This is a genomic window from Chloroflexus aurantiacus J-10-fl, from assembly GCF_000018865.1.
Classification (GTDB): domain Bacteria; phylum Chloroflexota; class Chloroflexia; order Chloroflexales; family Chloroflexaceae; genus Chloroflexus; species Chloroflexus aurantiacus.
Genome location: NC_010175.1, coordinates 2406275 through 2430453, shown reverse-complemented (window position 1 = coordinate 2430453; position 24179 = coordinate 2406275). Strand labels below are relative to the sequence as shown.

The following is a 24179-nucleotide window of genomic DNA, read 5'->3' as shown; positions in this document are numbered from 1 at the left end:
ACATGCTTTATTGAGGGGTGCGATTACGTTTCAGAGCAGATACCATTGCCAGACAGGGTTTCCTGTGTCGCAGAGTTTGGAGTGCGGCAGCGTGGCTGCCGCGCCAGCCGTGCTCACGATCAGGCGCGGAACACAGAGGCACTATGCGTACAGAGCAGGTCCATCAGGCTGAACCATCCGTGATGAGCTTGCGCGTGAGCGGTGACGCGGATCGGGGAGCAGTGGTACAGATGTCGGACAAGCGAGAGAATGGTTGTTGGAAGGCTTCTCCAATGACCCGTAAAAATAAATACAGGTAGCACATTGGATTGTGTTCCCTGTATTCCTCATAAGATATGGCGGGCAGGGTGGGATTCGAACCCACGACAGCGTTGCCGCTGTACGGCATTTCCAGTGCCGCGCACTAGACCAACTATGCGACCTGCCCTTTTCGGTGAGACAGACCCTGTTCGAGCGGAGCATTGCAGGTGTATTGATGATTATTGGCTGCCTGATCCGTCGCAGCGGGTCTCATGCATTTCACTTAGATACCATAGCATCCGGTATTTGTCAACTTGTGCGATGTGATGATAGTGCGATAATGGCGCCCCCATCGTACAGGAAACGGGGCGACCACGATATACCTCTGTGCCCGCCGTGCCTCTGTGGTGAACCCATATACGGCAACCACAGGCAAGCATACCAGCCGCTAGTCTACCCGCCGTGCAAGTAATGCATCTACCTTTTCACGGAAGCGATTGAAATCAATCGGCTTGGTCTCGAAATCATCACAACCTGCAACCAACGACCGTATCCGATCTTCATTCATCGCGTATGCCGTGAGGGCCAGGACAGGGATGTGCCTGGTTGCCGGTTGCGACTTAATACGGTGAGTTGCCTGCCAGCCATTGAGCACTGGTAGACCCATATCCATGATGATCAAGTCAGGTTGTTCACTACGTGCCAGGGCAACACCCTGCGCCCCATCAATTGCCAGAATTGGCTGATGTCCCATGAGTTCAACGATACGTGCGATCAAGTCCCGGTTATTGCTATCATCTTCGACGATCAGAATCTTTGCCATAGGTGTACCCGGTAGCACCGTGATAGTAAGGGGATTATCCCGAAATAGTACTATCAGCAGAAGTTGAGCGAGCGTGCGTCAACATGTTGCGAATATGCGTAATAAGCGTCTCTATATCCAATTCAGCCTTATACTGAATAGCATCCGCGCTTGCTGCCAGTTGCTGCCGTTCAGCGGTAGACAAGTCACGCGCAGTCATCAAGATCACCGGAATAGTCTGACCAACCGGATCAGCGCGCAACTGAGCAAGGAATTGCAAACCATCGAGTTTCGGTAACATGTAGTCTAACAGAATTAATCCTGGTGGTCGAGCCAGAGCTGCGGCAAGACCAGCCTCGCCATCAAAGGTTACTTCAACCGACCAGCCAGCAGTGCGTAACGTTCGTTCCAGCAGTTCAGCCAACCTCTGATCGTCTTCAACCAGCAGGATATGGTCAGTAGAGGATGTAGATTGGGGTCGACAATAGCGTTTAACCACCTCCAGGAGCGTTTCAAGTGCGACCGGTTTAACGAGATACTCGGCAATGGGAAAGGTAATACTGCGCCGTGATTGCTCATCGATAGTCAATACAACTATCGGAACGTTGGTTAGTTCAGGATTGTCGCGCAGGCGGGCCAGAACTTCCAGCCCATGGAGATCGGGTAGTTTGAGATCGAGAACAATCAGGTCGGGAACAAGATCGGTTGCCAGACGCAAGCCTTCTGCACCGGTTGTCGCTGTCACAACATACGCCTCACCTGCCGCCATGAGACGCTGAATCATCGTTCCGACTGTCGGATCATCATCAATGACGAGAATGATGGCATTACTCACCGGCATCACCGGTACCGATGCGTCAATGGCAACCGGTTGTTCACTTGTCATTTGAGAAGGCAGTTCATCTAAATCCAATGTAGACGTTGTTAGAGGATCGCCAGGGATTTCAGGAATTTCCATCGTAAAAGTTGAACCAACCCCAACGGCACTCTCCATCGTAATCCGGCCCCCGATAAGCTCACACAACCGCTGGCTCAATGCCAGACCCAGGCCAGTGCCACCGTATTTACGGGTTGGCGAGTCATCGACCTGCGAAAATGCTTTGAATAACTTATCATGCTTGTCAGCCGGAATGCCGATACCGGTATCGGCAACGACAAAACGGAACCAGGTTTGATGATCCTTTTGATACCGGCTGACAGTCAGAGTGACCTCACCGTCTTCGGTAAACTTGGCTGCATTACTTAGCAGATTAATCAGAGCCTGACGCACTTTTGTTGCGTCGCTGTTCAGAATGCCTATGTCCGGCGGACAATGGACATGGAGCCGATTGCGATTCTTCTCGATTTGGGGAATGATCGTATTCACGGCAGATCGCACCAGATCGGCCACATCCGCATACTCGACACTCACCGTCATCCGACCGGCCTCGATCTTCGAGATGTCGAGGATATCATTAATAAGGGCAAGCAGATGCGTACCGGCTGCCCGAATACGCCCAACATCGTGCGCTACTGTATCGTATATCCCTTTGCTCACCAGTTGTTCCAGAAGCTGACTATAGCCAATAATTGCCGTCAATGGGGTACGCAACTCATGGCTCATCGTGGCAAGGAACGTGCTCTTGGCGCGTGATGCCGCCTCGGCAGCGTCACGGGCTTTGATCAATTCTTGTTCGACCCGACGACGCTCCTGAATTTCAGCTTTCAAATTTGCCGTCTGACGGGCAATCTCCGTATTGCGCGTGCGTAACTGATGCATCATGGTGTTGAAGGATTGAGCAACCTGAGCCAGTTCTTGTTCAGGTGGTACAGGTAAGGGGTGTGATAAATCACCACTTCCGATCCGTTCAGCCCCCTGCTGTAACTCCTCCAAAGTGCGAAAAACAAAGCGGTTGAGCAGGTAGTTGACGGCGAGCACCATAACGACGCCAAAGATTATCAGGCTGAATGTAAAGGTAATACCAGCCTGGGTTGACAACTCGGTGGCTTCTGCTTCAGGAATTTCGGCGAATAGCCGCCATGGCGTGCCGGGGATAGCAAGTGCTACCCCAAGCGTCTCCTCACCGAAGAGATTAATGTAAAAGCGTTGCTCGCCATCGGGGGGAAAGCTACGAAATTCAGGGCGCTCACTAATCGATGTATACGAGAGGGCAAGCTGCGGATTAGGATGTGCGATGATGGTGCCATATTCATCGACAATGTACGCATTGCCGGTACGCCCAAATCGAATTGCTGCCACCGTTTCCCAGAGCAAATTTGCCCGCAATCGACTGGCAACGACACCACCATCACTGGCCGGTACTGCCATAATAAGATAGGGTTCGCTATCGGCAGTGATGTAGAGAGGGCCAAGATAACTCTTACCGCTGCGTGCCTCGCGAAACCAGTTGGAGAGTGGTATGGTGACGAGGTCAGCCAGCAGTGCGCGATCACGTGTCGCTGAGGCAATAACCTGACCATCTGGATCGACACGAACAATTTCCACCCACGCCGGTATCCGGTTGAGAAGCTCTGGAGCCAGGTCGGGCGACTGGTGGATCTGTTCAGCCGAGAGGGAACCGAGCAGTACCAGCGTATCTTCAACCCGCAGCAAAAAATCATCAATGGTACGCACCGCATTCTGCGCCGCTTCGCGTTGACGTCCCGCCCATCCCTCTTGTTCAATCGACTCGATAAACAGAAAGACACCGTAAGCGGCGATCAGGAGAATTGCCGTTAGCATGAGGCTCGTAAAGAGCACCAGTTTGGCTTGCAAGCTGGTGTTAAAGTGAGTAAACAAGTGATGTAGGCGACGACGCAGGGAGTGCACAGATCACCTCGTAGTGATACTCTCTAATTCTTGCCAGAGTTGATGGCGATAAGAGAGGATGTCCGGTGGTAGTTCTTCCAGATATTCGGCGTTCATCAGATCGGTTCCACTGGGAAAGACCCAGGGATGATCACGCAATGCTGGATCGATGAATTGCGACGCAAATTCATTCGCAGTAGCAACAAAGATCTCGTTGGTAATCAGGGCACTCATTTCTGGACGCAAGACAAAATCGATAAACTGCCACGCCAGTGACTTGCGAGTGCTACTGGCCGGTACAACAAATGTATCGATCCAGAGTATGGCCCCTTCTTCCGGCAATACAAACTCAACCGCCGGATTGAGCGACTGTGCTTCCAGTGCATCAAACGCCCAGCCATACACAATCGGATAGGTGCCGTCAGCCAACAATGTTGCGGCATTAGGCATCGTGGGATCGAGGGCAACAATCCGAGGGAGTAGTTCACGAATGCGTTCGGCAGCCTGGTCTAGTACTGCCGGATCGGTCGTACCCAGGGGTTGGCCGATTGATTTGAGGGCAATGGCAAACAAGTCATCTTCTGTCACCCACATGGCAATCTTACCGTCCAAAGACGGATCCCACAGATCGGCCCAGCGCGTCACCGGTCGCTCAAGTAAATCAGGCCGTACCACCAATCCTCCAACCCCCCACTGATAGACAATTGAATGTTTCCCGCCGGGGTCGTAACTCAGATCGCGAAAATTCGCACTGACATAGCGGAATTTGGGAATCTGACGATAATCAATCGGTGCAAGCAGACCATCCTTGATCAGTTGCGGTACAAAAAAACTCCCCATGACCACCAGGTCGTAATCGGCGCCGGCCCGCATTTGCTCGATAGCAGCGGGCTGTTCTTCATAGATACGGTACTCAACCGTAACCCCAGTCTCAGCCTGGAAGGCATCCAGAATCGCCTGCGGCATATAGCCGGCCCAACCCGTAATGACCAATCTGTCTGCTACAGGCGCAGGTGCTGATGTGCTACAGGCAACCAACGTGAGTAACAACAAACATAGTGTTAGTGGTCGTATCATACATTTACGGTTTTGCTGATATGAAGGCTGCGTATATTTCATTATGTATTGCTTGTGTTGTCGGGTCAAGTGACAATTCTATTTCAGCGTTCTGTAAGACATCACCGGATGGAAAAATAGCCGGGTTGTTACGGAGAGCAGGATCAATCAGTGGATAGGCTACTTCGTTACCGGTTGCTACCGCCAGTTCGTTCGTTACAAGTGCACTCATCTCGGGTCGTAACACAAAATCGATAAAGCGTTCGGCCAATGCCCTGTTTGAGCTGGTGGTCGGAATGACAAAGTTGTCAAACCAGAGAATGGTACCCTCAGCAGGTATGATGTATGCGATATTCTCGTTCTGCGCCTGAGCATCAAATGCGTCATACGTCCAACCGAGCGCAACCACGTGCTCGTCAGACAGGAGATAGGGCGTCACAACCTCATCACCTTCCTGGGTCAGGGTTACCCGGTGAGCCAGTTCGGCAGCCCGTTCACGAGCTACAGCAAGTTGGCCGGGATCAGTAGTGTTGATCGAATAGCCAAGCGACTTTAATAACACATTGATGGTATCGCGGGGAATTGGCCAGAGCACGATCTTCCCTGCGAGGTCTGGTTTCCACAGATCGGCCCAGCGTGTGATTGGTTGTTCAACCAGATCGGTACGTACCAGTAAGCCAGTTGTGCCCCACTGATAGACGATTGAATGGCGTCCCCCAGGATCAAAGATCAGATCGCGAAAGCTAGGGCTGATATTGCGGGCATTGGGAATGTTCGCGTAGTTTAAGGGGGCAAGTTTACCGGCAGCAATCAGATCGGGTACTAAGGAATTGACCATGATCATCAAATCGTAGTTAGCACCCTGTTCCAGGGCGATCAATGCCTCTTCGGGTGTGTCGTATCCAATATATTCGACGCTCACTCCAGTCTCAGCACTGAATGCATCAATGATGGCTTGAGGCATATACCCAACCCAACCGGTCACCGTCAGTTTGGGAGGAGTTGAGACCGGGTTGATGATAGCCCCAGGCGAGCACGCCGCGAGCAACAGGCTCGCCATGATAAACAGTATTCGCATAGCGGTATGAACTTTCCCCACGTGACGACTGCATATACATTCGATATATACCGTCCTGGCATTACCACAATGTTACCAGCAACAGATGTTGCTGTAAAAATTATTTTTGCAAAAAATTATTCATCTCCAGTACACAGCTACTATGTAGCGACCCTATCTGTCACTAACTTCATTATATTCGTCGCGAAAAATTGTTAAAAATCTACATACGAATCCGCACGCTTAAAACATATACCAGGTTTCGCTCACAGTAGAACCTATCTCAAAAGTATCTCATTCAGTCCTGTCCGACTCTATGAGCGCAACGAGTACATCCAGTATCCTCGTGAGCAGTATGGTCAACAGCATGCCACGCGCCGGATCGTGCGCACGGCTGGTGCGGCAGCATGGCTGCCGCACTCCAAACGCTGCGACAAGCTTATAACAAATGGGTAAGGCAACCAATCCAATGAGTGATGGCACTGGAGATGGTCGTCAGCCCTTCTCGCTGACATACCGGCAGCCTGGGAGCAGGATAGACTATCGTTGGTGATTAACAAACATTCATACGCCTGTGCGATGGCCAGGTAGCGACAGTACCGCTTTTATGGCATAAGTTCTAACAAAAATAGCGGCGACGCATGCGTCGCCGCGGAAATGTTTCCGTATACGTAGTATTATCTTTGATAGTTTGTGTAAACCTGTCGTTCAGGCGCCGCAATGACTGTTAATCGGCATTGTCAATCTGCGCCCGTTGCAAGGCACCACTGTAATCGATGTACACACTCTTCCATTCGGAGAAGACATCGAGCATGGTCGGGCCGGCTTCGCGGTGTCCATTGCCGGTGGCTTTGACACCACCAAAAGGCAGATGGATCTCGGCGCCAATCGTTGGTGCGTTAATGTAGACAATCCCGGCCTGCAACGCCTGCATTGCCCGGAACGCGGCGTTGATGTCGCGGGTGTAGATCGCCGAACTGAGGCCGTAGGCGACATCGTTGGCAATGGCAACAGCCTCATCGAGACTATCAACTTCGATCACGCTCAGTACCGGCCCGAAGATCTCTTCGCGGGCAATTCGCATCTGGGAGGTGACGTTGGTAAATACGGTTGGCGCAATGAAGTAGCCATAATCGTAGTCACCACCGGTCAGGCGATAGCCGCCGCACAACAACGTTGCCCCCTCTTGCTTTCCGATGTCAATGTAGTTCAGCACACGCTGCAACTGCTTCTCGTTGACCAGCGGACCCATTTCGGTTGCCGGATCAAGTCCGTTACCTACCCGCAAGGATTGCGCACGAGCTACAATCCGTTCGACCAGCTCTTTAGCCACGGCACGATGGACGATCAGACGGCTGGTTGCCGTACAGCGCTGGCCGGTCGTCCCAAAAGCGGCCCACAATACGCCATCGAGAGCCAGATCGAGATCGGCATCAGGCATCACGATCAACGGGTTCTTCCCACCCATCTCCAGGCTTACCCGTTTGATCCGTCGTGCTCCTAATTCGTACACCAGCCGCCCGGTTTCAGTGCTACCCGTAAACGAGATCACCGGCACATCGGGATGTTCAACCAGTGGTTGCCCGGCTCGTGGCCCGTATCCGGTGACGATATTGACCACGCCAGGGGGCAGGCCGGCTTCCATCAGACATTGCACCAGATTGTAGGTGCTGACCGAGGCATCCTCTCCCGGTTTAATGACCACTGTGTTGCCACAGACAATCGCCGGCAGCATCTTCCAGGATGCAATTGCCATCGGGAAGTTCCACGGCGTAATCAGGCCCACCACCCCAATCGGTTGCCGGATACTCATCTGAAACTTGTTGGGTAATTCGGAAGGGGTCGTCACACCATGCATCCGACGCCCCTCGCTACCGGCGTATTGGGCCATCCCGATGGCTTCAACAATATCGCCGCCGGCTTCAAACAACGGTTTCCCCATTTCGCGTGTCAGGTCGCGACTGTACTGCTCTTTGCGCGCCTGTAAGAGTTCGGCTGCCCGGAGCAGAATCTCGCCGCGCTTAGGCGCCGGTACCTTGCTCCATTGGGGAAATGCCGCCTTGGCTGCTTCAACAGCCGCGTGCACATCGCGCTCATCGCTATCGGCAAAGATGCCTACCACGTCGCGGGTATCCGCCGGATTACGACGCTCAAAGGTCTTTCCGCTCTGCGCAGGCACGAATTCGCCGCCAATCAAATTGTGAAATACACGTGGTGTGGACACCCTTGTCCTCCTTCAACCATACAACAAACATCTGAACACCGGTGAGAGCCTGTCCAATATAAGTGCGGTCACCACCTTCATCTACCGCGGTACCGTTATCAGATAGGCTCTTAGGGTGATTATAGCATGAGGCAAATTATGGTATGCTGTTACGGATAAGGTGCAAGCTAAAGGGGATGAGCGTGATGGCCGATCTGGAAATGCGTGTCGCAGTTGCCAAAGTTCCCCGCTATGGAGATCGGGAGAGTGGTGATACGCTCGAGACGATAGAGCGTCCGGGTGGCGGCTTCTCGTTTGTGCTGGTTGATGGGCAGGGGAATGGCCGAAGTGCCAAGACGTTATCGCATCTGGTTGCAACGCGGGCAATTACCCTCTTGAAAGATGGCGCTCGTGATGGAGCGGTAGCGCGGGCTGTCCACGATTATCTCTATACCTATCGGATGGGCCAGGCATCAGCAACGCTGAATATCCTTTCGGTTGATTTCGCCAGCTCCAAGATTCTGGTGACGCGCAATAATCCAGCGCCATTCTTTGTTATAACGCCACAAGAGTTACGCAGCTTTAATACGCCGTCAACCCCGATTGGCTTACATCCACTGATACGACCGCAAATCAGCGAGATACCAATTGCCGCCTATACTTATGTTGTTCTGTTTACCGACGGCTTACTACGTGCAGGTGAACGACGCGGCGAAGACCTTGGTCTCCCGAACTATCTGGCAGCCTGGCCGGCGCACGAGGGACGCGATCCGCAAACGCTGGTTGATAGCATTATGAATCAGGCGCTTGAATTGGACGACGGTCAGCCGGTTGATGATATGAGCATTGTGGTGCTCGGCATTCTGCCGGTCAGTGGCGTTCCTGGGTTACGACGAATGACGGTCAGTGCACCGATTATTGCGACCGGTCAATACGAACCTCCCGATGAACCGGAAATGGTTGATGAGTAGGTACAGGTTAGATAGGGATGGAGCGACCACGGCGCACTGAACAAAAACAGCGACGCATATCGCCCCAGGGCAGTGCACGCGAGCGGGTTGCCTTGCTGCGTGCCCAGCGCCGACGACGGTGGCGGTGGTTGTGGGTAACAGGTGGTATCGTGCTGTTGCTCTTGCTGGCGCTGGCCGGTGCCGGCTGGCTATGGCAAACCGTTGCCGGAATGCGGCAACCCGATCTACGACCTGCCGGAACAGTGGTGCCGACGAACGCAGTGTTTCGTCAGCCGTTTACCGTATTATTGCTGGGAGTTGATCGTCGCCCTGATGGCAGCGAAGGCGTTCGCAGCGATACCCTGATCCTGGCTTACGTGCATCCGACAGAACGTTGGGCCAGTTTGCTCTCGATCCCACGCGATACGGTTGCCACAATTCCCGGCCTGGGTGAGCAGAAGATCAACGTCGCGTATAGTTATGGTTATCAGCACGCGACCGAACTCTACGGCGCAGATGCCGATCCGGCAGCCGCCGGGGCAGCGCTGACCGCCGAAACGGTGGCTCAGTTCCTGAACATCCCGGTTGATTATGTTGCTCAGATTGATTTTGCCGGTTTCGAGCGCTTCATTGATAAACTCGGTGGGGTAGTAATTGATGTTCCGTACCCGGTGCTCGATAGTAGTTTTCCAACCGCAGATTACGGCTACGAACGGATCTTCATTCCTGCCGGTTTACAGGTGATCAATGGTGAGACAGCGCTGAAGTATGCACGGTCACGCCACGGATCGAGCGACTTCGAGCGCGCCCGACGGCAGCAGATGCTGTTGCGCGCCGTGCTGGAAACCGTCCGCACGCGTGGAGTGTTTGAACAGGCCAGCTTGTTAACAGCATTGATTGACGAAGCCCGGCGTAGTGTGAAGACGACGCTGCCTATCGATGATCCAGCGGCCCTGCGTGAACTGATGACGCTGGCCCAGACGATTGACAGTCAGCGTATCGCTACCTTCAGTATCAACCCACGCGAAGTGGCGATTGTCGCTGAAATTGGTTCAGACATCTACTGGAACCGCCGGGATGTAGCAGCGATGGTCGAACGATTGCGGGCCGGGCCACGGATCAATGCTGAACAGGCGCGGATACAGGTGTTGAATGGCACGCCGGTGAATGGATTGGCAGCCCGGATTAGTCGGGCACTTGCTAACGCCAATTTTCAGACCCTTCCGGCGGCTAACACGGATCGGCGAGAAACAACCATTCTGATCGACTATACCGGTAAACCGGCGACACTGGCCCGTCTTGCCGGGCATCTTGGGTTACCGGCCAGCCAGGTCTTTGCCTCACCACCAGACGATGCGCCCCCGCAACCATTGGGAGCGGATATTGTGTTGTTGATCGGACAGGATTACGATCCAGCCTGGGCAATGGCACCATAACAGTACGTTCTTGTCAAGCAATGACCTGGGATTGAGCATATTATATGCTGACTGAAACGACACTCTGGCTCTTACTCCTCTTTATCTTGCTGGCACCACTGGTCGGCGCCCTCGTGTTGCGAATGGTGCAGCACTTGATTGGTAGCATCGGCATCGCCGCCGGGATGACGACCATCCTTGTGATGGCAGCCGTTGCCCTGTTGACTATCGCCCGCAACCCGTTACCGCCACTACGGATCGGCGATCTAACGATCCTCCCGGCGTGGGTGCCGCCGGTCGTTGATACAATGAGTGAAGAACCATTGATAATGCCAACATTGCCGGTGTTACCAACCCTGACACCACGGCCAACGGTCACGATAACGGCAACCGCAACACCAGAACCATCTCCAACGTCTGAACCAACGCCAACCGTTGAACCAACACCGGAACCGACACCTACCCTCGCCCCAACGGAAAGTGGCCCACGACGGTACACGGTGCAGGCCGGTGATACATTGCGGACGATTGCTGAGCAATTTGGGGTTACAATTGAGGCACTCTTGCAAGCCAATAATCTCACTCCAGCCCAGGGGGATAACCTGCAAGTTGGACAGGAACTGGTGATTCCATGACAACAATTCGTACTATTGAACGCAGGCCAATTATCGAGAGCGGACCGGCACCGTTGTTACTGATGCTGCACGGTTTCGGGAGTCACGAACGCGATCTCTTCGAGCTTGCCGATCTGATTGACGACCGGATGCATATCGTGAGTGCCCGGGCACCGATTGCGTTGCCGTGGGGCGGCTTTGCCTGGTATGAGCTAAGTGGTACACCCGGTCGGCTCGTTCCCGATCCGGTGGGTCGGGCGCAGGCCATCGAGTTGCTGATCAAGTTTGTCAGCGAATTGCCTGGCCGGATCGGAACTGATCCGCGGCGAACCTATCTGTTCGGCTTTAGCCAGGGGGCGATTCTCAGTATGGCGCTGGCCTGGCGCATTCCCGAACACCTGGCCGGCGTGATTGCAGCGAACGGCTACCTTGATCCGGCCCTGACCACACAACCACCCGCTGCCGGCATTGCCCGTCTGCCGATCTTGCAATTGCACGGCACCTACGATGAAGTCATTCCGGTTGAACAGGCACGAGCGACCCGTGATGTGCTGGCCCAATACGCACCACGCCATCGCTATCATGAAGACCCGGTAGGACACAGTCTGCATCCAAATGGCTTGAGCCTGATGCAGCACTGGTTGGCCGAACAGCTCGACGCCCCGCCACCGCACGATCTCGCGTAGGCAGGTAGGCTATGGCCGCTGATCATGTGCATTGTGCCAGTTGTGGACAGCCGCTTACTGGTAGTTATTATGTCTTGATCAACCGGCCAGAACGGTTTTGCCCTCAATGTATTGCGACGCGGCCACGATGCAGCACTTGTGGCGCACCGCTGGGGAACCACTTCTGGAAACTGCACGATGGCCGCCAGCAATGCGATGCCTGCCACGCGGTCGCGATTTACGATCCGGTACAGGCTCAACACTTGTTTCAACAAACTGCGGGTATGCTGGCTGAAGGCATGGGATTACGGCTTCATGTGGGGGTGGCGTTCCGGCTGGTTGATGCACCAACAATGGCCCGTTTGCGTGGTCCAACTCCACCTGGACAGGATACTCTCGGCTTATACCGCCGCCAGAATCATGTGCGTGTGATCTATCTGCTGTATGGCCTGCCGACACTCATCTTCCGCATCACAGCAGCTCATGAATATGCCCATGCCTGGCAAGCCGAGCATTGCCCCCTGCTGCGCAACGAGTTCTTGCGGGAAGGGCATGCCGAATGGGTGGCCTATCAGCACCTCTTGCAGCTTGGCAGCCACAAAGCGGCAGCACGGATGCTCGATGAAAATCACCCGTATCACGAACCGCTGCGCTATCTCCTTCAGCTTGAGGCTCAATTAGGTATCGAAGGCGTGAATCGCTATATGATGCGGGTGGATATTGAGTGACAACCTTCGCCAGGACTCACTGAGATACCGGGACATGTTGATCTGGTGGCTTGATCCATTTCATGGTGGGTCACACGCAGCAGTAGCAAGCGGCTATGCTGCCCATAGCACCCACCGCGTCAGACTCATCACCCTCAGTCAGGCCGGCGGATGGCGCTGGCGAATGCGCGGCGGGGCAGTGACCCTGGCTCGCCTGGTAGCCGATTTGTCTGAATGGCCTGATGTCATCGTTGCCACTGATATGCTCGATCTGGCGACCTTTCGGGCGTTGACCTATCGCCAATTGGGGCACATTCCGGTAGCACTCTATTTTCACGAAAACCAGCTTACGTATCCCATCCCGCCAGAGCGCAAGCGCGACTACACATTTGCCTGGATCAATTTCACCAGTGCTCTGGTAGCCGATACCGTGTTGTTCAATTCCGCTTTTCATCGGCGAGACTGGCTGGCGGCGCTGCCGGGCATGCTCCGCCGCTATCACGATTACCACGAACTACAGACCGTCGAGCAGATTGCGGCAAAAGCGCAGGTGTTACCACCCGGTCTTGATCTGCCACCGCTACCGCCACGGCAACCGCGTGACCCAACCGCACCACCGGTTATCCTTTGGAATGCCCGTTGGGAGTATGATAAACAGCCGCACGTTGTAATGGCTGCTCTGGAATATCTGGCAGAGCGTGGGGTACGATTTCGCCTGATTGTGACCGGTGAGCATATTGATCCAACTGCCCCTGATCTGATAGCTGCCCGCCGGCGCTGGGCAGATCACACCATTCACTGGGGCTATGCCGGAGATCGCCAGACATACCTCGCATTATTACGTCAGGCCGATATTGTTGTGTCGGCAGCGATTCAGGAATATTTTGGGATTGCGATCCTTGAAGCAATCGCCTGTGGTTGTGTGCCACTTTTGCCGGCACGGCTCAACTACCCTGATCTGATTCCGCCGGAATGGCACGCCGACTGTCTTTACGCAGACGATGCCGATTTGCCGAACGCACTTGCGCGATTGATCGGCGACCTGCCACGGCTGACGCGCTACGATTGGTCGGCAGTGGCCCGCCCTTACCGCTGGGAAAGCCTGGTTGCGCAGTATGATGCAACACTGGCGGCACTGGTGCGGTGAGGTGTAGAGGTTCAGGCTGGCTCTGTCAGCAGATGTATTCTGTCACAGATGGCGTCATGATACACTGTTCAGATGGCAAGCGTGATCTTGCATCTTGCTGCCGGTGTGCCGTGCTAACGCCGCACTGCCAACGTTGCGGCAGGTTTTATACACGATGTGGTATGCCATCACCATTCCCCGGCAGTGCATAGAGGAGGGGCGCACGGTCATGCGCCCCTCACGCTGCATCAAGCAACCTCATCTGTCGTTAATCACTCTGCCTGACATCCAACCGCCCGGGCCAGTTCAGGCCGCAGTGCTGCGTTCGCCGGGTCGAGCTGGGCCATAAGCTGCATCAAGCAACCTCATCCGTCGTTAATCACTCTGCCTGACATCCAACCGCCCGGGCCAGTTCAGGCCGCAGTGCTGCGTTCGCCGGGTCGAGCTGGGCCATAAGCTGCATCAAGCAACCTCATCCGTCGTTAATCACTCTGCCTGACATCCAACCGCCCGGGCCAGCTCAGGCCGCAGTGCTGCGTTCGCCTGGTCGAGCTGGGCCATAAGCTGCATCAAGCAACCTCATCTGTCGTTAATCACTCTGCCTAACATCCAACCGCTCGGGCCAGTTCAGGCCGCAGTGCTGCGTTCGCCGGGTCGAGCTGGGCCATAATGCGTTGCACCATCCGCAGATCATAAGCAATTTGAAGATTGCGATACACATCGGTATCAAACAAGCCATAGCCGTGGCGGTCGAAACTGTTAGCCAGGAACAGCCACATATCGCTATCGAGAGTGGTATCGGGCGTCAGCCCATACCAGCGCAGAAAGCCGGCAATGTGCGCGGAAGGACTGAGCTGAGGCAACTGCGTGCTGCCAAACACGGTACGCAAGCGATCACGAGCTGCGACGACATCGTGCAAGGAGTCACGGATCACGGCGCGCTGTAAGCCAACCGGCGGCGGGGGAAGTGATGGGAGCGAGCGGCGATAGGCAGTAACGTTGATCTGATGCGCGTGAGCCAGCACTTGCGCATCACGAACCGACAGCCGATGCGACTGGTGGAAGGTTGCAATGAACCAGACATTAGCTGGCGGCGGAGCGGTCGGTGCTACTGGGGGCGTGGACACCGGCAAGAGTTGCAGACGTTTGTGCAGATAGTGGAAGAGTTCATCAGGGGCCAGGCCATCAAATAAAACGAGGTACAGCTTCCCCGCGCCCTGCGGTGATTGGGCTTCACTGAGTACTTCATTCAACTGACTATCACCAAAGCGGGTGTGCAGATCGCGGTAGTATTCACGCTGACCGCTGTGGTTGGCCCAGTGTGACGAACCGATACGGATCAACTGGCCGGGGGTGTGGCCAATAATGGCCGCGGCCAGATGCTGAACCAACACTGCCTTACCAGCTCCAGCCCTGCCACTGAGTACCGCGCACGGATAGGTCTTGAGTGAGACGTAGACTGCGGTTAAGAGGCGTGTTTCTGCAGGACTGGCAGCAACCGTAAGACGACGAATGATCTCTTGTTCAGCACTTAAGGATGGAGCGTGATCAGCAGTGGCTATTGCTGGCATATGCCTGTTACCAGGCGAAGCCAACTCCCAACGGCCATCCTCGGCCTCGCCGCGAGCGCCATTGCTTGCAGCATGGAAGTTGTAAGCAATCATAGTTGTTCACCTGAAACGAATATCAGATAAATCGCCGACGTTTAACTCCTGACTGACACCATTAACGGAAGCACGGTCACCGATCAGGCTGCGATTGAGAATAACCGACTGAATTTGTGCGCCTGCGTTAATAATCGAGTCGCGGACAATCGCATGCCGCACGACGGCACCATCAGCAATCGAGACATACGGGCCAATGACTGCATGTTCGATGACTGCTGTCGGAGCAATATTCACCGGCGGCACAATAACGGCATTGGGATACTCAGCAGCCTGATTGTGCCCGTGATCGAGCAGATAACGATTGGTATCGAGTAATGCCTCTATCGTACCGCAATCGTACCAGGTTCGCACCGTTTCAGCACGTAATTCCTCACCGCGGTCGATCATTACCTGAAGAGCATCTGCCAGATAGAACTCGCCCTTGGTTTGAATGTTGTTCTGCATAATGTAGTCGATCGCTGACATCAGCCGGGCAGCCTCTGGTACATAATAGATACCGGCCACAGCCAGATTGGAAATCGGCTCACTCGGCTTCTCCACCAGCCGCACGATACGGCCTTGTTCGACCACCACAACACCGAAACGGCGCGGATCGTCAACTTCCTTGCAGTAGATAATGCCGTAATTGGGATGCTGATTGAGCTGTTCAATATCAAACTCCAGCAACCCGTCGCCGAACACCACCAGCAGCGGCCCGGTCAGCTCGCGGGCGAGAGCAATAGCATCGGCCTGCCCGCGCATTACCTTCTGTTCAAGGAAGCGCATTGGATAGGTGTAGTTGGCCCGCATAAACTCTTCGATCTGGTTACCCAGATAACCAACCACACAGATCAGTTCGTCGATCTGAAGGGGGGCCAGATAATCGATAATGTGAGCCAACACCGTCTTTCCGGCAACACTCACCAATGGCTTGGGACGCACAAAGGTATGTGGGCGCAGGCGAGTACCGAGGCCGGCTGTCAGGATCATAACGCGCATACTTTAGCTCCTTGAGCCACAACTACAGCCACTGCAACCGCACCCGCCACCAGTTGTCGTCGTCGTCGCCGCAACGGCTGCATCACCGCGGCTCTGCGTCGCGAACACAGAGAGCCGACGCCGGACATGGGTGCTCTGGCAAAATGGACAAACAATCTGCTGATCGGTCGCATTCATCGGCAGGAGCCGTTCAAACTGGCGCGCACAGTCCAGACAGCCATATTCGTACATTGGCATAGGTTCACCTCATGACGTCAGGGGAAAGGATTGGGGCGGACATGGCCCACCCGCATTATACCACGCTGATCATGGCCATGGGATAACGGTTTACTTATCTTCACGATAACTTTACGCAAATCTTCGCGATGAATTGCCGATGCTGATTCTTAAGCAGCATCTAACGCAATTCAGGCAGTTCAATCGGATCTTCGCGAGGTTCGCACAGACCACAGAAGAGGGCACGCGCTGTGACGATTGCTTTGTGTCCCCCTTTGCGGTCGGCGAAGAGGGCAACGATATGCGGCATTTCCTGAGCGTGATCGCGACAAATCGCACGACCGCAGAAGATACACGTGCCATGGGCCGGACGGTTACAATGCCAGCAGTTCATGGATAGCTCCGTTGAGCAAGGGGGTGCGCTTGCTAAAGCACACCCCCATATCGGTTAGCGGGCAACCAGCGGTACCCACAGACGCGGTACACTCAGCGAAACCGGGGCTTCCAGGAGTTGTGATCCAATCGGGACAGAACTGTTCACAATCTCAACAGTGTTGGTGAGACTGCCACTGATCTGGCTCGGATTCGCCGTTACCCGGAAGAGCAGTGTGCGCCGCCCAGGTGTGTCGCCGCTTTGGGCAGGTACGCTGAGATTGTTCCATGTTAGCACAGTGCGGCCAGCGCTGGTGCTGATCTGCGGTGCTGTTCCGCTAACCATTGCGTTGAAGGTCAAACCGGCAGGTAAGACATCGCGCAATGTGATGGTAAACGCACTGGCAGTTGGATTGACGACCTCGATCTGGTAGAAGAAGGTCGGATTGGGATCGCCCGGATTGTACGGTGGCAGTGTGGTAATACTCGCTGTCTTGGCGACTGCCGGCCCATCGACACAGATCCGTACTGTTGGGTTCACTTCGCCGTCGGTAATCGGGATAATCCCATCAGGACTAGTCACTTCGGCACTGGTCCCCTGATCGCTCCAGACCTGACCAACCCGCAGCCAGATTGCCAGCGACAACTCGCTGACGTTGCTGCCAGATGGTTTGGCCGGTACGGTTAGATCGCGCCAGACCAGTTGGGTAGAGCCGGCCAGCGAACCACTTGTAATCGGAATGATACTGTTCGGTGCCGGCGAACCGGTATCGGGACGTATGTACTGCAAACCGATGGGTAAGGTCAGCGTGACCACGGTATTGCGGTAGGGTATCACATTCGTATTGAGCAGGGTGAGCGTGTAGACACGCTCGTCACCAGCCGATGTACACTGGCTGAGACCCTCAATCCGCGGCGTGTACGTATGGAGTGGCTGGGTTGTCACTCGTTCCCAGGCAACTGTGTATGGTTGATTGTCAATGGTATAGGTCGTACAACGTGATGATGTGCGGCAGCTTGCCGACAGCAGATTACTGGCGGTGGCGTGGGCGTACACCTCAGTTGTACCAATAATGTCGGCGGCAGCAGCACGGAAGAGAATCTCGACTTGGCCGCCAGCCGGAATCGAGCCAACCAGCCAGCGCAGTTCAGTACGACCATCAGCCAATGGGCGCTGACCGGCAAAGGCGTAGAGCGAACTGCTAACCGTTTCACTGTAGAGGTAGCGCGGTGGCAGAATAGCATAGGCACTGACACCGTCTAAAGTACCAGTGGTGTTGAGATTGCGCACGGTAAGCGTGAAGAGACCGCGATCACGCAAGCCTAAGGTTGTGCGCTCGGCTTTAATATCGAAATCGAGCCGGTTACTGCCGCAGCGATAGTCAATAACCGCTTCAATCGGCGGGCGTGGCGACACCACGGTGGTGCGTCCGGTTGAGGGATCAAAGAAGGAGTAGCCTACCCGATTACTGTATTCATCAGTCACACATGGCGGATTGAACAGAGCGCGTATCCGTACCGTGTAACTCTGGCCGGGTGCAATTGACAGCGTTGGCCATGTCCAGGGGTTGCTACCGCTGATGTCCGGCAGACGCTTGTCAACCGGTAGGTTGCTGAATTCAACCGCCTGGAAGGCCAGCTCTTGCGGGGCAAAATCGACCAGGCCAGCCGTGTAGGTATTGGTGGTTTCGGCGTTGGTGATTGTCAGGGTAAAGTAGATCGTCTGCCCTCCGGCTGGTACCGGACCGGTAATGATACGGGTTGTACCAAGATCGGCGCCATTCTGATCGCTAAACACCTTGCTGACTTGAATGTTGGGAATCATTCTGACACAGGCACGAGCACTCTTGAAGGTAATATCTTCGCCAGGCTGATTCGTGTCAGGGTTAATCAGCGCCTCTTCCATGCGTTGCTGGTCAAGGTCATTACAGTAGGTGCGGTTGAACTCACCGCGCGTTATCACATTGTAGCGAATGTAGCGCGTCTCTCCCGGTGCCAGCGTAATATCTGACCAGATCAGGGTTGTACGCACACCAGAATTGGTACTGGTTGAGCTAACTGTCGGCTCAAAGGGGATACCATCATCAATATTTCCGTTGTCAATCGTGGCACTGTTGGCTACGTAGGTGAAGTCAGCCTGATTTCCGGTGGGTAATAGATCGTAGACGTCAATGCCGGTCATCTGGCTAGAGCCGATGTTAGTGAGTGAAATAATGTACTGGAATGGCTGATTATTGCGGGCAATGTAGTTCGTTCCGCTGCGATCAGCCTCTGAATACTTGGCTACCTCTAATCGAGGCATAACCTTAAAACCACCACCATCACCATCGTTACAATTGGATGGTACACCACTGGGCACGACAACACTGGCATAGGTTGTCCCCGATCCACTCCCATTACCCACAGTTGAATAGCGAGCGGTCACCTCAAAAGAGAAACTCTGCTCGACCGGGGTATTGATATTCCCCGCCGCCATGTTGAATGTCCAGATTAACGTGCCACCATCGCCTGACGAGGGAGGCAGGGCGGTAAATGTACCAACCGGTGATGCGGTTCCGTTCACGTAGCGTACATTCGGCTGAAGAACGATCCGAACCTGTAAGCCATTCAGGGCCGCCGGCCAATAGTTACGCACTTTGAAACTAAAGCTTCCACGTTCACCAAAGATTACGGTCTGGGTTGAACCAAATACAACATCTACCGGTGGCCGCACATTGTAGGTCACGTCGCCGGTCTGAGGTGGAACCCGATAGCGGTCAGTAGTGCTTTCAGGTTGGAATGGTATCTCATCACTGGTGACATAATAGCCCGCTTTTTCGTTTTTCATACGATCACACGGACTGAGATCGAGCTTGCGGAACGTGACGAAGATGTCAACCGTTTGTCCACGCTCAAGCCGATCTATTGTCCAGACCAGTGCCGGACGACCATCAATGATCGTCTGCGTAGGGGGAAAATTGGTGCGTTCCGCGCCGCGCACACTGCTGACGAATTCGGCACCTTCTGGCACAATATCGGTCAGCTTCACGTTTGTTGCCGTGATCGAGTCTTCGCGGTCAACGTTGGTCAGGCGCAAACGATACTCGCCGGTTTGGGTCGGAAAGATGCGCGGGTAAGACCGCTGGCCGTGCGTTCCTTCCGTAACTCGAAAAGCGGCCCTTCGACCAGTGCTGAGGCGTTGGCAATGGCCCGTGCAGTGCTTTCACTGCCGACAAAGAATTCGGCAGAAGCCGACGGACGGCGTGGGTCTTTGCCATAAACAGGATAAACATTTTCCGGTACGCGCAGGGCTATCGTGAAGCTGCCACTGGTGCCGTTGGTGAGATTGCCGATGTCGTAGGTATATCCACCGACCGCGGTCGTCGAGTTGTAATGAGAGGTAGCACTGCGGGTAACAGCCGGCCCACTGACCTCAAGGGGGGCACAGGCATTGACCCCCTGATCACGACAATACTGTTGATATTTGTCGGCGTTCAGGGTATTTGGTCGGGAAGTAATCCAGAAATTCCATGTAATCTTGATCCGGGCATTGCTGAGGGTTGTCCCACTGTTGTTGCTGTAGGAAACGGTATAGATCAAATCCTGACCACCCCGTAATCGGGCCGGTGAGGCAAGGATTGAAACGCTCACACCACTCTGAGTGACGGTGATTGGCGCCGGTGCGGCAGCAGGCTCCGTTACGGACGTATCGTTAACACGCGCTGAAGCTGGTCGGTCGATTGTTGCGGATTGTGCAGCAACTATTGGGGTGCCCTGGAAAGGTGAGATGATGAGTGCTGAAAGAACCATCACAAACCAAAACAATCGTGGTATTACCATATCCACTCCTTGAAAGAAGACACATCCTGTAGAAACAACATCTCATACAAAGTGTAGCACGCACCGTATACCATTTGGATACCATAAGACGTTGGATTGAGTGCAGAAATCATTACAGCACCACTCGCGTGTATCGCTGCGCAGGTAGTAACCGCCTGCGTCTGTAACGCAGGCGTGTGGTCGCCTGAACCATACACATCCCCGCTATCACACTATGCATTACCCACATGTCACGCTGCGGTAGGCCGGGCTGCAAGCACTCCCCGTGGCGCGAGTTTCCAGCCCGCGTGCCAGCATCATCGCCACCGCCTTCAGGGGCCGGCCATGGCCGCTGGTGCGCAGGCACGAACTTATTGCAACAACCCATCTATGCGCAGGGATCGCAAGCATGCCTGACCGACGTGATGATCGATACGATCCCATCCAGCCCCCCCCCGTGACCAGGATGGGTAACAGTGGGCCACGCGCCGGATCGTGAGCGCGGCTGCTGCGGCAGCATGGCTGCCGCACTCCACACCGAGCGACACGCGCATGACGAGCGGGTACGGCAATCCATCCAGCACATGCCGGCACGGCTGGAGCGGCGCACTGCCACCGGGCCAGTCGCCCACAACAGCACCCATGGCGATCCTCCCCGCTGATACGCACGTGGTTGACACCAGTTGTGGGTAATGCATAGGCTATTACAGGCGTCAGGATAGCAGGTGATAGTTGCCAAACGCACATAGCCATCCGGTAATTCACAGAGGTATGAAAGGGAAACATAAGTCTGTTTGTTCACATTATTTCTATGCAGGCAACGAGATGATACAACTGACACGAGCAAACCATCTGCTCCATAGGAATGCTGAGGCAGGGTTTAGCATCTCCCTGGCATTCCCATCACCTGACACACCGATCTATGCTATGATATTTGACTTGTAAGATATTGTTGACCGGGGATGCCATGATCGCCGTTTTAGTTGATGTCCTCTTGCCGATTGCTGTCGTAGCAAGCGCAGGATTTGCGCTCCGTCGCGCCTTACCGCTCGATCTGATGACGCTTAATCGGTTGATGATCTACGGTCTCAGTCCGGCCCTCATCTTTGTCGCTTTGCTCCGCGCCGATCTCAGCGGGCCGGATGCCGGGCGTATGCTGTTTTTTTCGGTTGGCGTGATTGGGCTGATGGCGATCACGGTCTGGCTGAGCGCTATGGCACTGCGCCTGCGTGGCAAAGAGGTAACGGCGCTCTTGCTGACCAGCATGTTCATGAATTCGGGGAATTACGGCCTGCCCGCGTCACGTTTTGCCTTCGGTGAAACCGGGTTTACGTTGGGTGTTTTCTACTTTATCATGCAGTCAATCATGGCCCAAACGTTAGGGGTAGGCGTGGCCGCTGCGGGTGCTGCCGGGGGTGGACGACGGGCCTGGCGTCAGGTTGGCAACCGTTTGCTCCATATGCCCCAAATCTACGCCGTTGCCGGAGCACTGCTGCTGCGAGGATTGGGATTTCATCCAGCAACTGCAACCGGTGTCGCCCGTAGTCTCTTTGAAGGCGTGGCGTTGCTCAGTGAAGCGGCGCTGCCGGTGATGCTGCTCATTCTTGGGGTGCAGTTGGGAGCCGGGGCGCCGATTGTACAACCGACGATGGTGGCCTTCGCTACTGCGATCCGGCTGGTTGTATCACCCATACTGGCGTTTGGCCTGGGACGCCTGCTTGGAATGGATGGTGTGGCATTAGGGGTTGGGGTGATGATGGCCGGGATGCCGACCGCAGTCAATACGACGATTCTGGCAATTGAGTTTGACACCCGACCGCAACTGGTGGTAAGTACCGTTGTAGTCTCATCATTTGCCAGTCTGGTAACGCTGAGTGTGTTGTTGAGTCTGGTACGGTAGGAAGGTACGATGGATCTCATTCTGCGCAATGTTCGCTTTCCCGGTCAATCGGTTGCCCAGGCTATCGCGATTCGCGGTGAACGCATTACCTGGATTGGTCCCGATCACGATGCAGCGCAGTGGCAACAACCGGCAACCCAGATCATTGACGGTGCCGGGATGCTGGTGCTCCCCGGTTTCACCGATAGCCATTTTCATTTGCACAACGGTGCGCGTGCGCTGAGTGTGTTGCGGTTAGAGCAGGCCGAGAGTATCGCCGATCTCCAGACGCGCCTGGCCGATTATGCCGCTGCCAACCCTACGCTGCCGTGGATTATCGGGCGGGGCTGGCGGTACCGCTTGTTTGCACCCGGCGAATTGCCAACCCGCCATCTCCTCGATGCAGTCGTCCCTGATCGACCGGTGCTGCTCACCGCATTTGATGGCCATACTGCCTGGGCCAACACGGCAGCCTTGCAGATTGCCGGCATTCTGGCGGGTGCCGATACCGGCAATCCATTCAGTCAAGTGGTGATGGGCAATGATGGGCTGGCAAGTGGCGAATTGCGTGAAGCACCGGCGATGGATCTGGTGCGTCGCTGTATTCCATCACCGACCGAAGCTGAGATTCGGGATTCGGTACGGCGTGCGCTTCGTGAGCTGGCAGCCTTGGGGTTGACCGGCGTCCACAACATGGACGGCGATGAGGCACAGCGCACGCGCTACCGCGATCTGGCAGCGGCTGGTGAATTGACCCTGCGCATCAGGTTGCCACTCTCGGTATCGCCGGATACTGACCCGGCTCGTATCACAGATTGGGCGATGGATGCGCGTCAGTATCGCAACACGTTGGTACAGACCGATGCGGTGAAGCTGTTTATTGATGGTGTGGTGGAAGCGAAGACTGCGCTCATGCTGGCACCGTATGCCGATGGCAGTGGCGATTGTGGTGTCGCCAATTACGACGCCGATGAGTTTATCAGGCTGGTCACCCGCGCCGATGCGGCTGGTCTTCAGGTTTGTGTGCATGCGATTGGTGATGGCGGCGTCCAGCAGACTCTCGATGCACTGGCACAGGCCCAACAGATCAACGGGCAGCGCGACGCGCGGCATCGAGTCGAGCACGCCGAGATTGTCGATCCAACCGATCTGCCCCGTTTTGCCCACCTGGGGGTCATTGCTTCTGTGCAACCGCTCCACGTTGATTTTGGCATGGATCGGGACAACCCCTGGTGGCGACTGGTTGGTGAGCAGCGTCTGCGGTACGGGTTTCCCTGGCGCGACCTGTTGCAGGCCGGGGCGCGTATGGCTCTGGGGAGCGACTGGCCGGTCGCCGATCCGAATCCGTTGCGTGGGATACAGGTAGCCTGTACACGCGGAAAACTTGATGGAAGTGCCGCGGATAGCGATTTTCCAGATCAGCGCCTGACAATTGCCGAAGCCCTGGCCGGGTATACGACCTGGGCCGCTTATGCAGGCCATCGTGATCACGAATTGGGGCGACTGGCTCCTGGCTACCTGGCCGATCTGGTTTTGCTTGATCGCGATATTACGACGATCCCACCTGATCAGATTGCGACAACGCGGGTGATGTTGACGATGGTTGGCGGGCGGATTGTCTTTACCCGCTAAGGACAGCAGTGGAC

20 protein-coding genes and 1 tRNA gene are annotated in these 24179 nt (G+C 55.1%); 9 read left to right on the top strand and 12 right to left on the bottom strand.

Annotation, left to right across the window (positions count from 1 at the left end; translation table 11 throughout):
• Positions 1-336: 336 nt before the first annotated feature.
• The 6 genes from CAUR_RS09275 to CAUR_RS09250 all read right to left on the bottom strand — a co-directional run bounded on the left by CAUR_RS09275 (position 337) and on the right by CAUR_RS09250 (position 8167).
• A tRNA-Ser gene (locus tag CAUR_RS09275) sits at positions 337-427 on the bottom strand.
• A gap of 261 nt (positions 428-688) precedes the next feature.
• A complete protein-coding gene (locus CAUR_RS09270; protein ID WP_012257642.1) occupies positions 689-1063 on the bottom strand; it encodes a response regulator in 375 nt (124 codons plus the stop codon).
• A gap of 34 nt (positions 1064-1097) precedes the next feature.
• Entirely contained in the window at positions 1098-3764 is a 2667-nt protein-coding gene (locus CAUR_RS09265; RefSeq protein ID WP_242605111.1) for a response regulator, read from the bottom strand.
• A gap of 90 nt (positions 3765-3854) precedes the next feature.
• Positions 3855-4796, bottom strand: a complete 942-nt coding sequence (locus CAUR_RS09260) for a polyamine ABC transporter substrate-binding protein (protein WP_242605110.1) — start codon at positions 4794-4796, stop codon at positions 3855-3857.
• A gap of 115 nt (positions 4797-4911) precedes the next feature.
• Positions 4912-5964, bottom strand: coding sequence for an ABC transporter substrate-binding protein (locus CAUR_RS09255; protein ID WP_015909122.1), 1053 nt, complete (start codon positions 5962-5964; stop codon positions 4912-4914).
• Between the two features lie 706 nt (positions 5965-6670).
• Entirely contained in the window at positions 6671-8167 is a 1497-nt protein-coding gene (locus CAUR_RS09250) for an aldehyde dehydrogenase family protein (RefSeq protein ID WP_012257638.1), read from the bottom strand.
• Between the two features lie 185 nt (positions 8168-8352).
• Between CAUR_RS09250 and CAUR_RS09245 the strand changes: the two genes are divergently transcribed.
• The 6 genes from CAUR_RS09245 to CAUR_RS09220 are packed head-to-tail and all read left to right on the top strand — an operon-like array spanning position 8353 to position 13644.
• A complete protein-coding gene (locus tag CAUR_RS09245; protein ID WP_015909121.1) occupies positions 8353-9117 on the top strand; it encodes a PP2C family protein-serine/threonine phosphatase in 765 nt (254 codons plus the stop codon).
• Between the two features lie 17 nt (positions 9118-9134).
• On the top strand, positions 9135-10532 hold the full coding sequence (locus tag CAUR_RS09240; RefSeq protein WP_012257636.1) for an LCP family protein: 1398 nt from the start codon (positions 9135-9137) through the stop codon (positions 10530-10532).
• 44 nt (positions 10533-10576) lie between these two features.
• Complete coding sequence (locus CAUR_RS09235; RefSeq protein ID WP_012257635.1) at positions 10577-11146, top strand: LysM peptidoglycan-binding domain-containing protein; 570 nt, start codon at positions 10577-10579, stop codon at positions 11144-11146.
• Positions 11143-11811: an alpha/beta hydrolase gene (locus CAUR_RS09230; RefSeq protein ID WP_012257634.1), complete on the top strand. Its 669-nt coding sequence runs from the start codon at positions 11143-11145 to the stop codon at positions 11809-11811. The genes CAUR_RS09235 and CAUR_RS09230 overlap by 4 nt, the downstream gene beginning before the upstream one ends.
• Positions 11812-11822: 11 nt before the next feature.
• Positions 11823-12518 (top strand): LIM domain-containing protein, encoded by a 696-nt coding sequence (locus tag CAUR_RS09225; protein WP_012257633.1) that lies wholly within the window; start codon positions 11823-11825, stop codon positions 12516-12518.
• A gap of 34 nt (positions 12519-12552) precedes the next feature.
• Complete coding sequence (locus CAUR_RS09220; protein ID WP_012257632.1) at positions 12553-13644, top strand: tRNA-queuosine alpha-mannosyltransferase domain-containing protein; 1092 nt, start codon at positions 12553-12555, stop codon at positions 13642-13644.
• Positions 13645-14225: 581 nt separating this feature from the next.
• Here the strand turns inward: CAUR_RS09220 and CAUR_RS09215 are convergent.
• The 6 genes from CAUR_RS09215 to CAUR_RS21515 form a co-directional block, all read right to left on the bottom strand.
• Positions 14226-15287, bottom strand: coding sequence for a hypothetical protein (locus tag CAUR_RS09215; protein WP_012257631.1), 1062 nt, complete (start codon positions 15285-15287; stop codon positions 14226-14228).
• A 6-nt stretch (positions 15288-15293) separates the two neighbouring features.
• Positions 15294-16268 (bottom strand): sugar phosphate nucleotidyltransferase, encoded by a 975-nt coding sequence (locus tag CAUR_RS09210; RefSeq protein ID WP_012257630.1) that lies wholly within the window; start codon positions 16266-16268, stop codon positions 15294-15296.
• A gap of 3 nt (positions 16269-16271) precedes the next feature.
• A complete protein-coding gene (locus tag CAUR_RS09205) occupies positions 16272-16505 on the bottom strand; it encodes an FmdB family zinc ribbon protein (RefSeq protein WP_015909119.1) in 234 nt (77 codons plus the stop codon).
• Positions 16506-16665: 160 nt separating this feature from the next.
• Positions 16666-16878 (bottom strand): hypothetical protein, encoded by a 213-nt coding sequence (locus CAUR_RS09200; RefSeq protein ID WP_012257628.1) that lies wholly within the window; start codon positions 16876-16878, stop codon positions 16666-16668.
• Positions 16879-16932: 54 nt separating this feature from the next.
• Positions 16933-19932 (bottom strand): DUF11 domain-containing protein, encoded by a 3000-nt coding sequence (locus tag CAUR_RS09195; protein WP_012257627.1) that lies wholly within the window; start codon positions 19930-19932, stop codon positions 16933-16935.
• On the bottom strand, positions 19923-20675 hold the full coding sequence (locus CAUR_RS21515) for a hypothetical protein (RefSeq protein ID WP_012257626.1): 753 nt from the start codon (positions 20673-20675) through the stop codon (positions 19923-19925). The genes CAUR_RS09195 and CAUR_RS21515 overlap by 10 nt, the downstream gene beginning before the upstream one ends.
• A 497-nt stretch (positions 20676-21172) precedes the next feature.
• On the opposite strand from CAUR_RS21515, the gene CAUR_RS09190 reads away from it, so the two are divergent.
• The 3 genes from CAUR_RS09190 (at position 21173) to CAUR_RS09180 (ending at position 24165) form a co-directional block, all read left to right on the top strand.
• Entirely contained in the window at positions 21173-21316 is a 144-nt protein-coding gene (locus CAUR_RS09190; RefSeq protein ID WP_157866428.1) for a hypothetical protein, read from the top strand.
• A gap of 305 nt (positions 21317-21621) precedes the next feature.
• Positions 21622-22554 (top strand): AEC family transporter, encoded by a 933-nt coding sequence (locus tag CAUR_RS09185; protein WP_012257625.1) that lies wholly within the window; start codon positions 21622-21624, stop codon positions 22552-22554.
• Positions 22555-22563: 9 nt separating this feature from the next.
• Positions 22564-24165, top strand: a complete 1602-nt coding sequence (locus CAUR_RS09180; protein ID WP_012257624.1) for an amidohydrolase — start codon at positions 22564-22566, stop codon at positions 24163-24165.
• Positions 24166-24179: the final 14 nt, after the last annotated feature.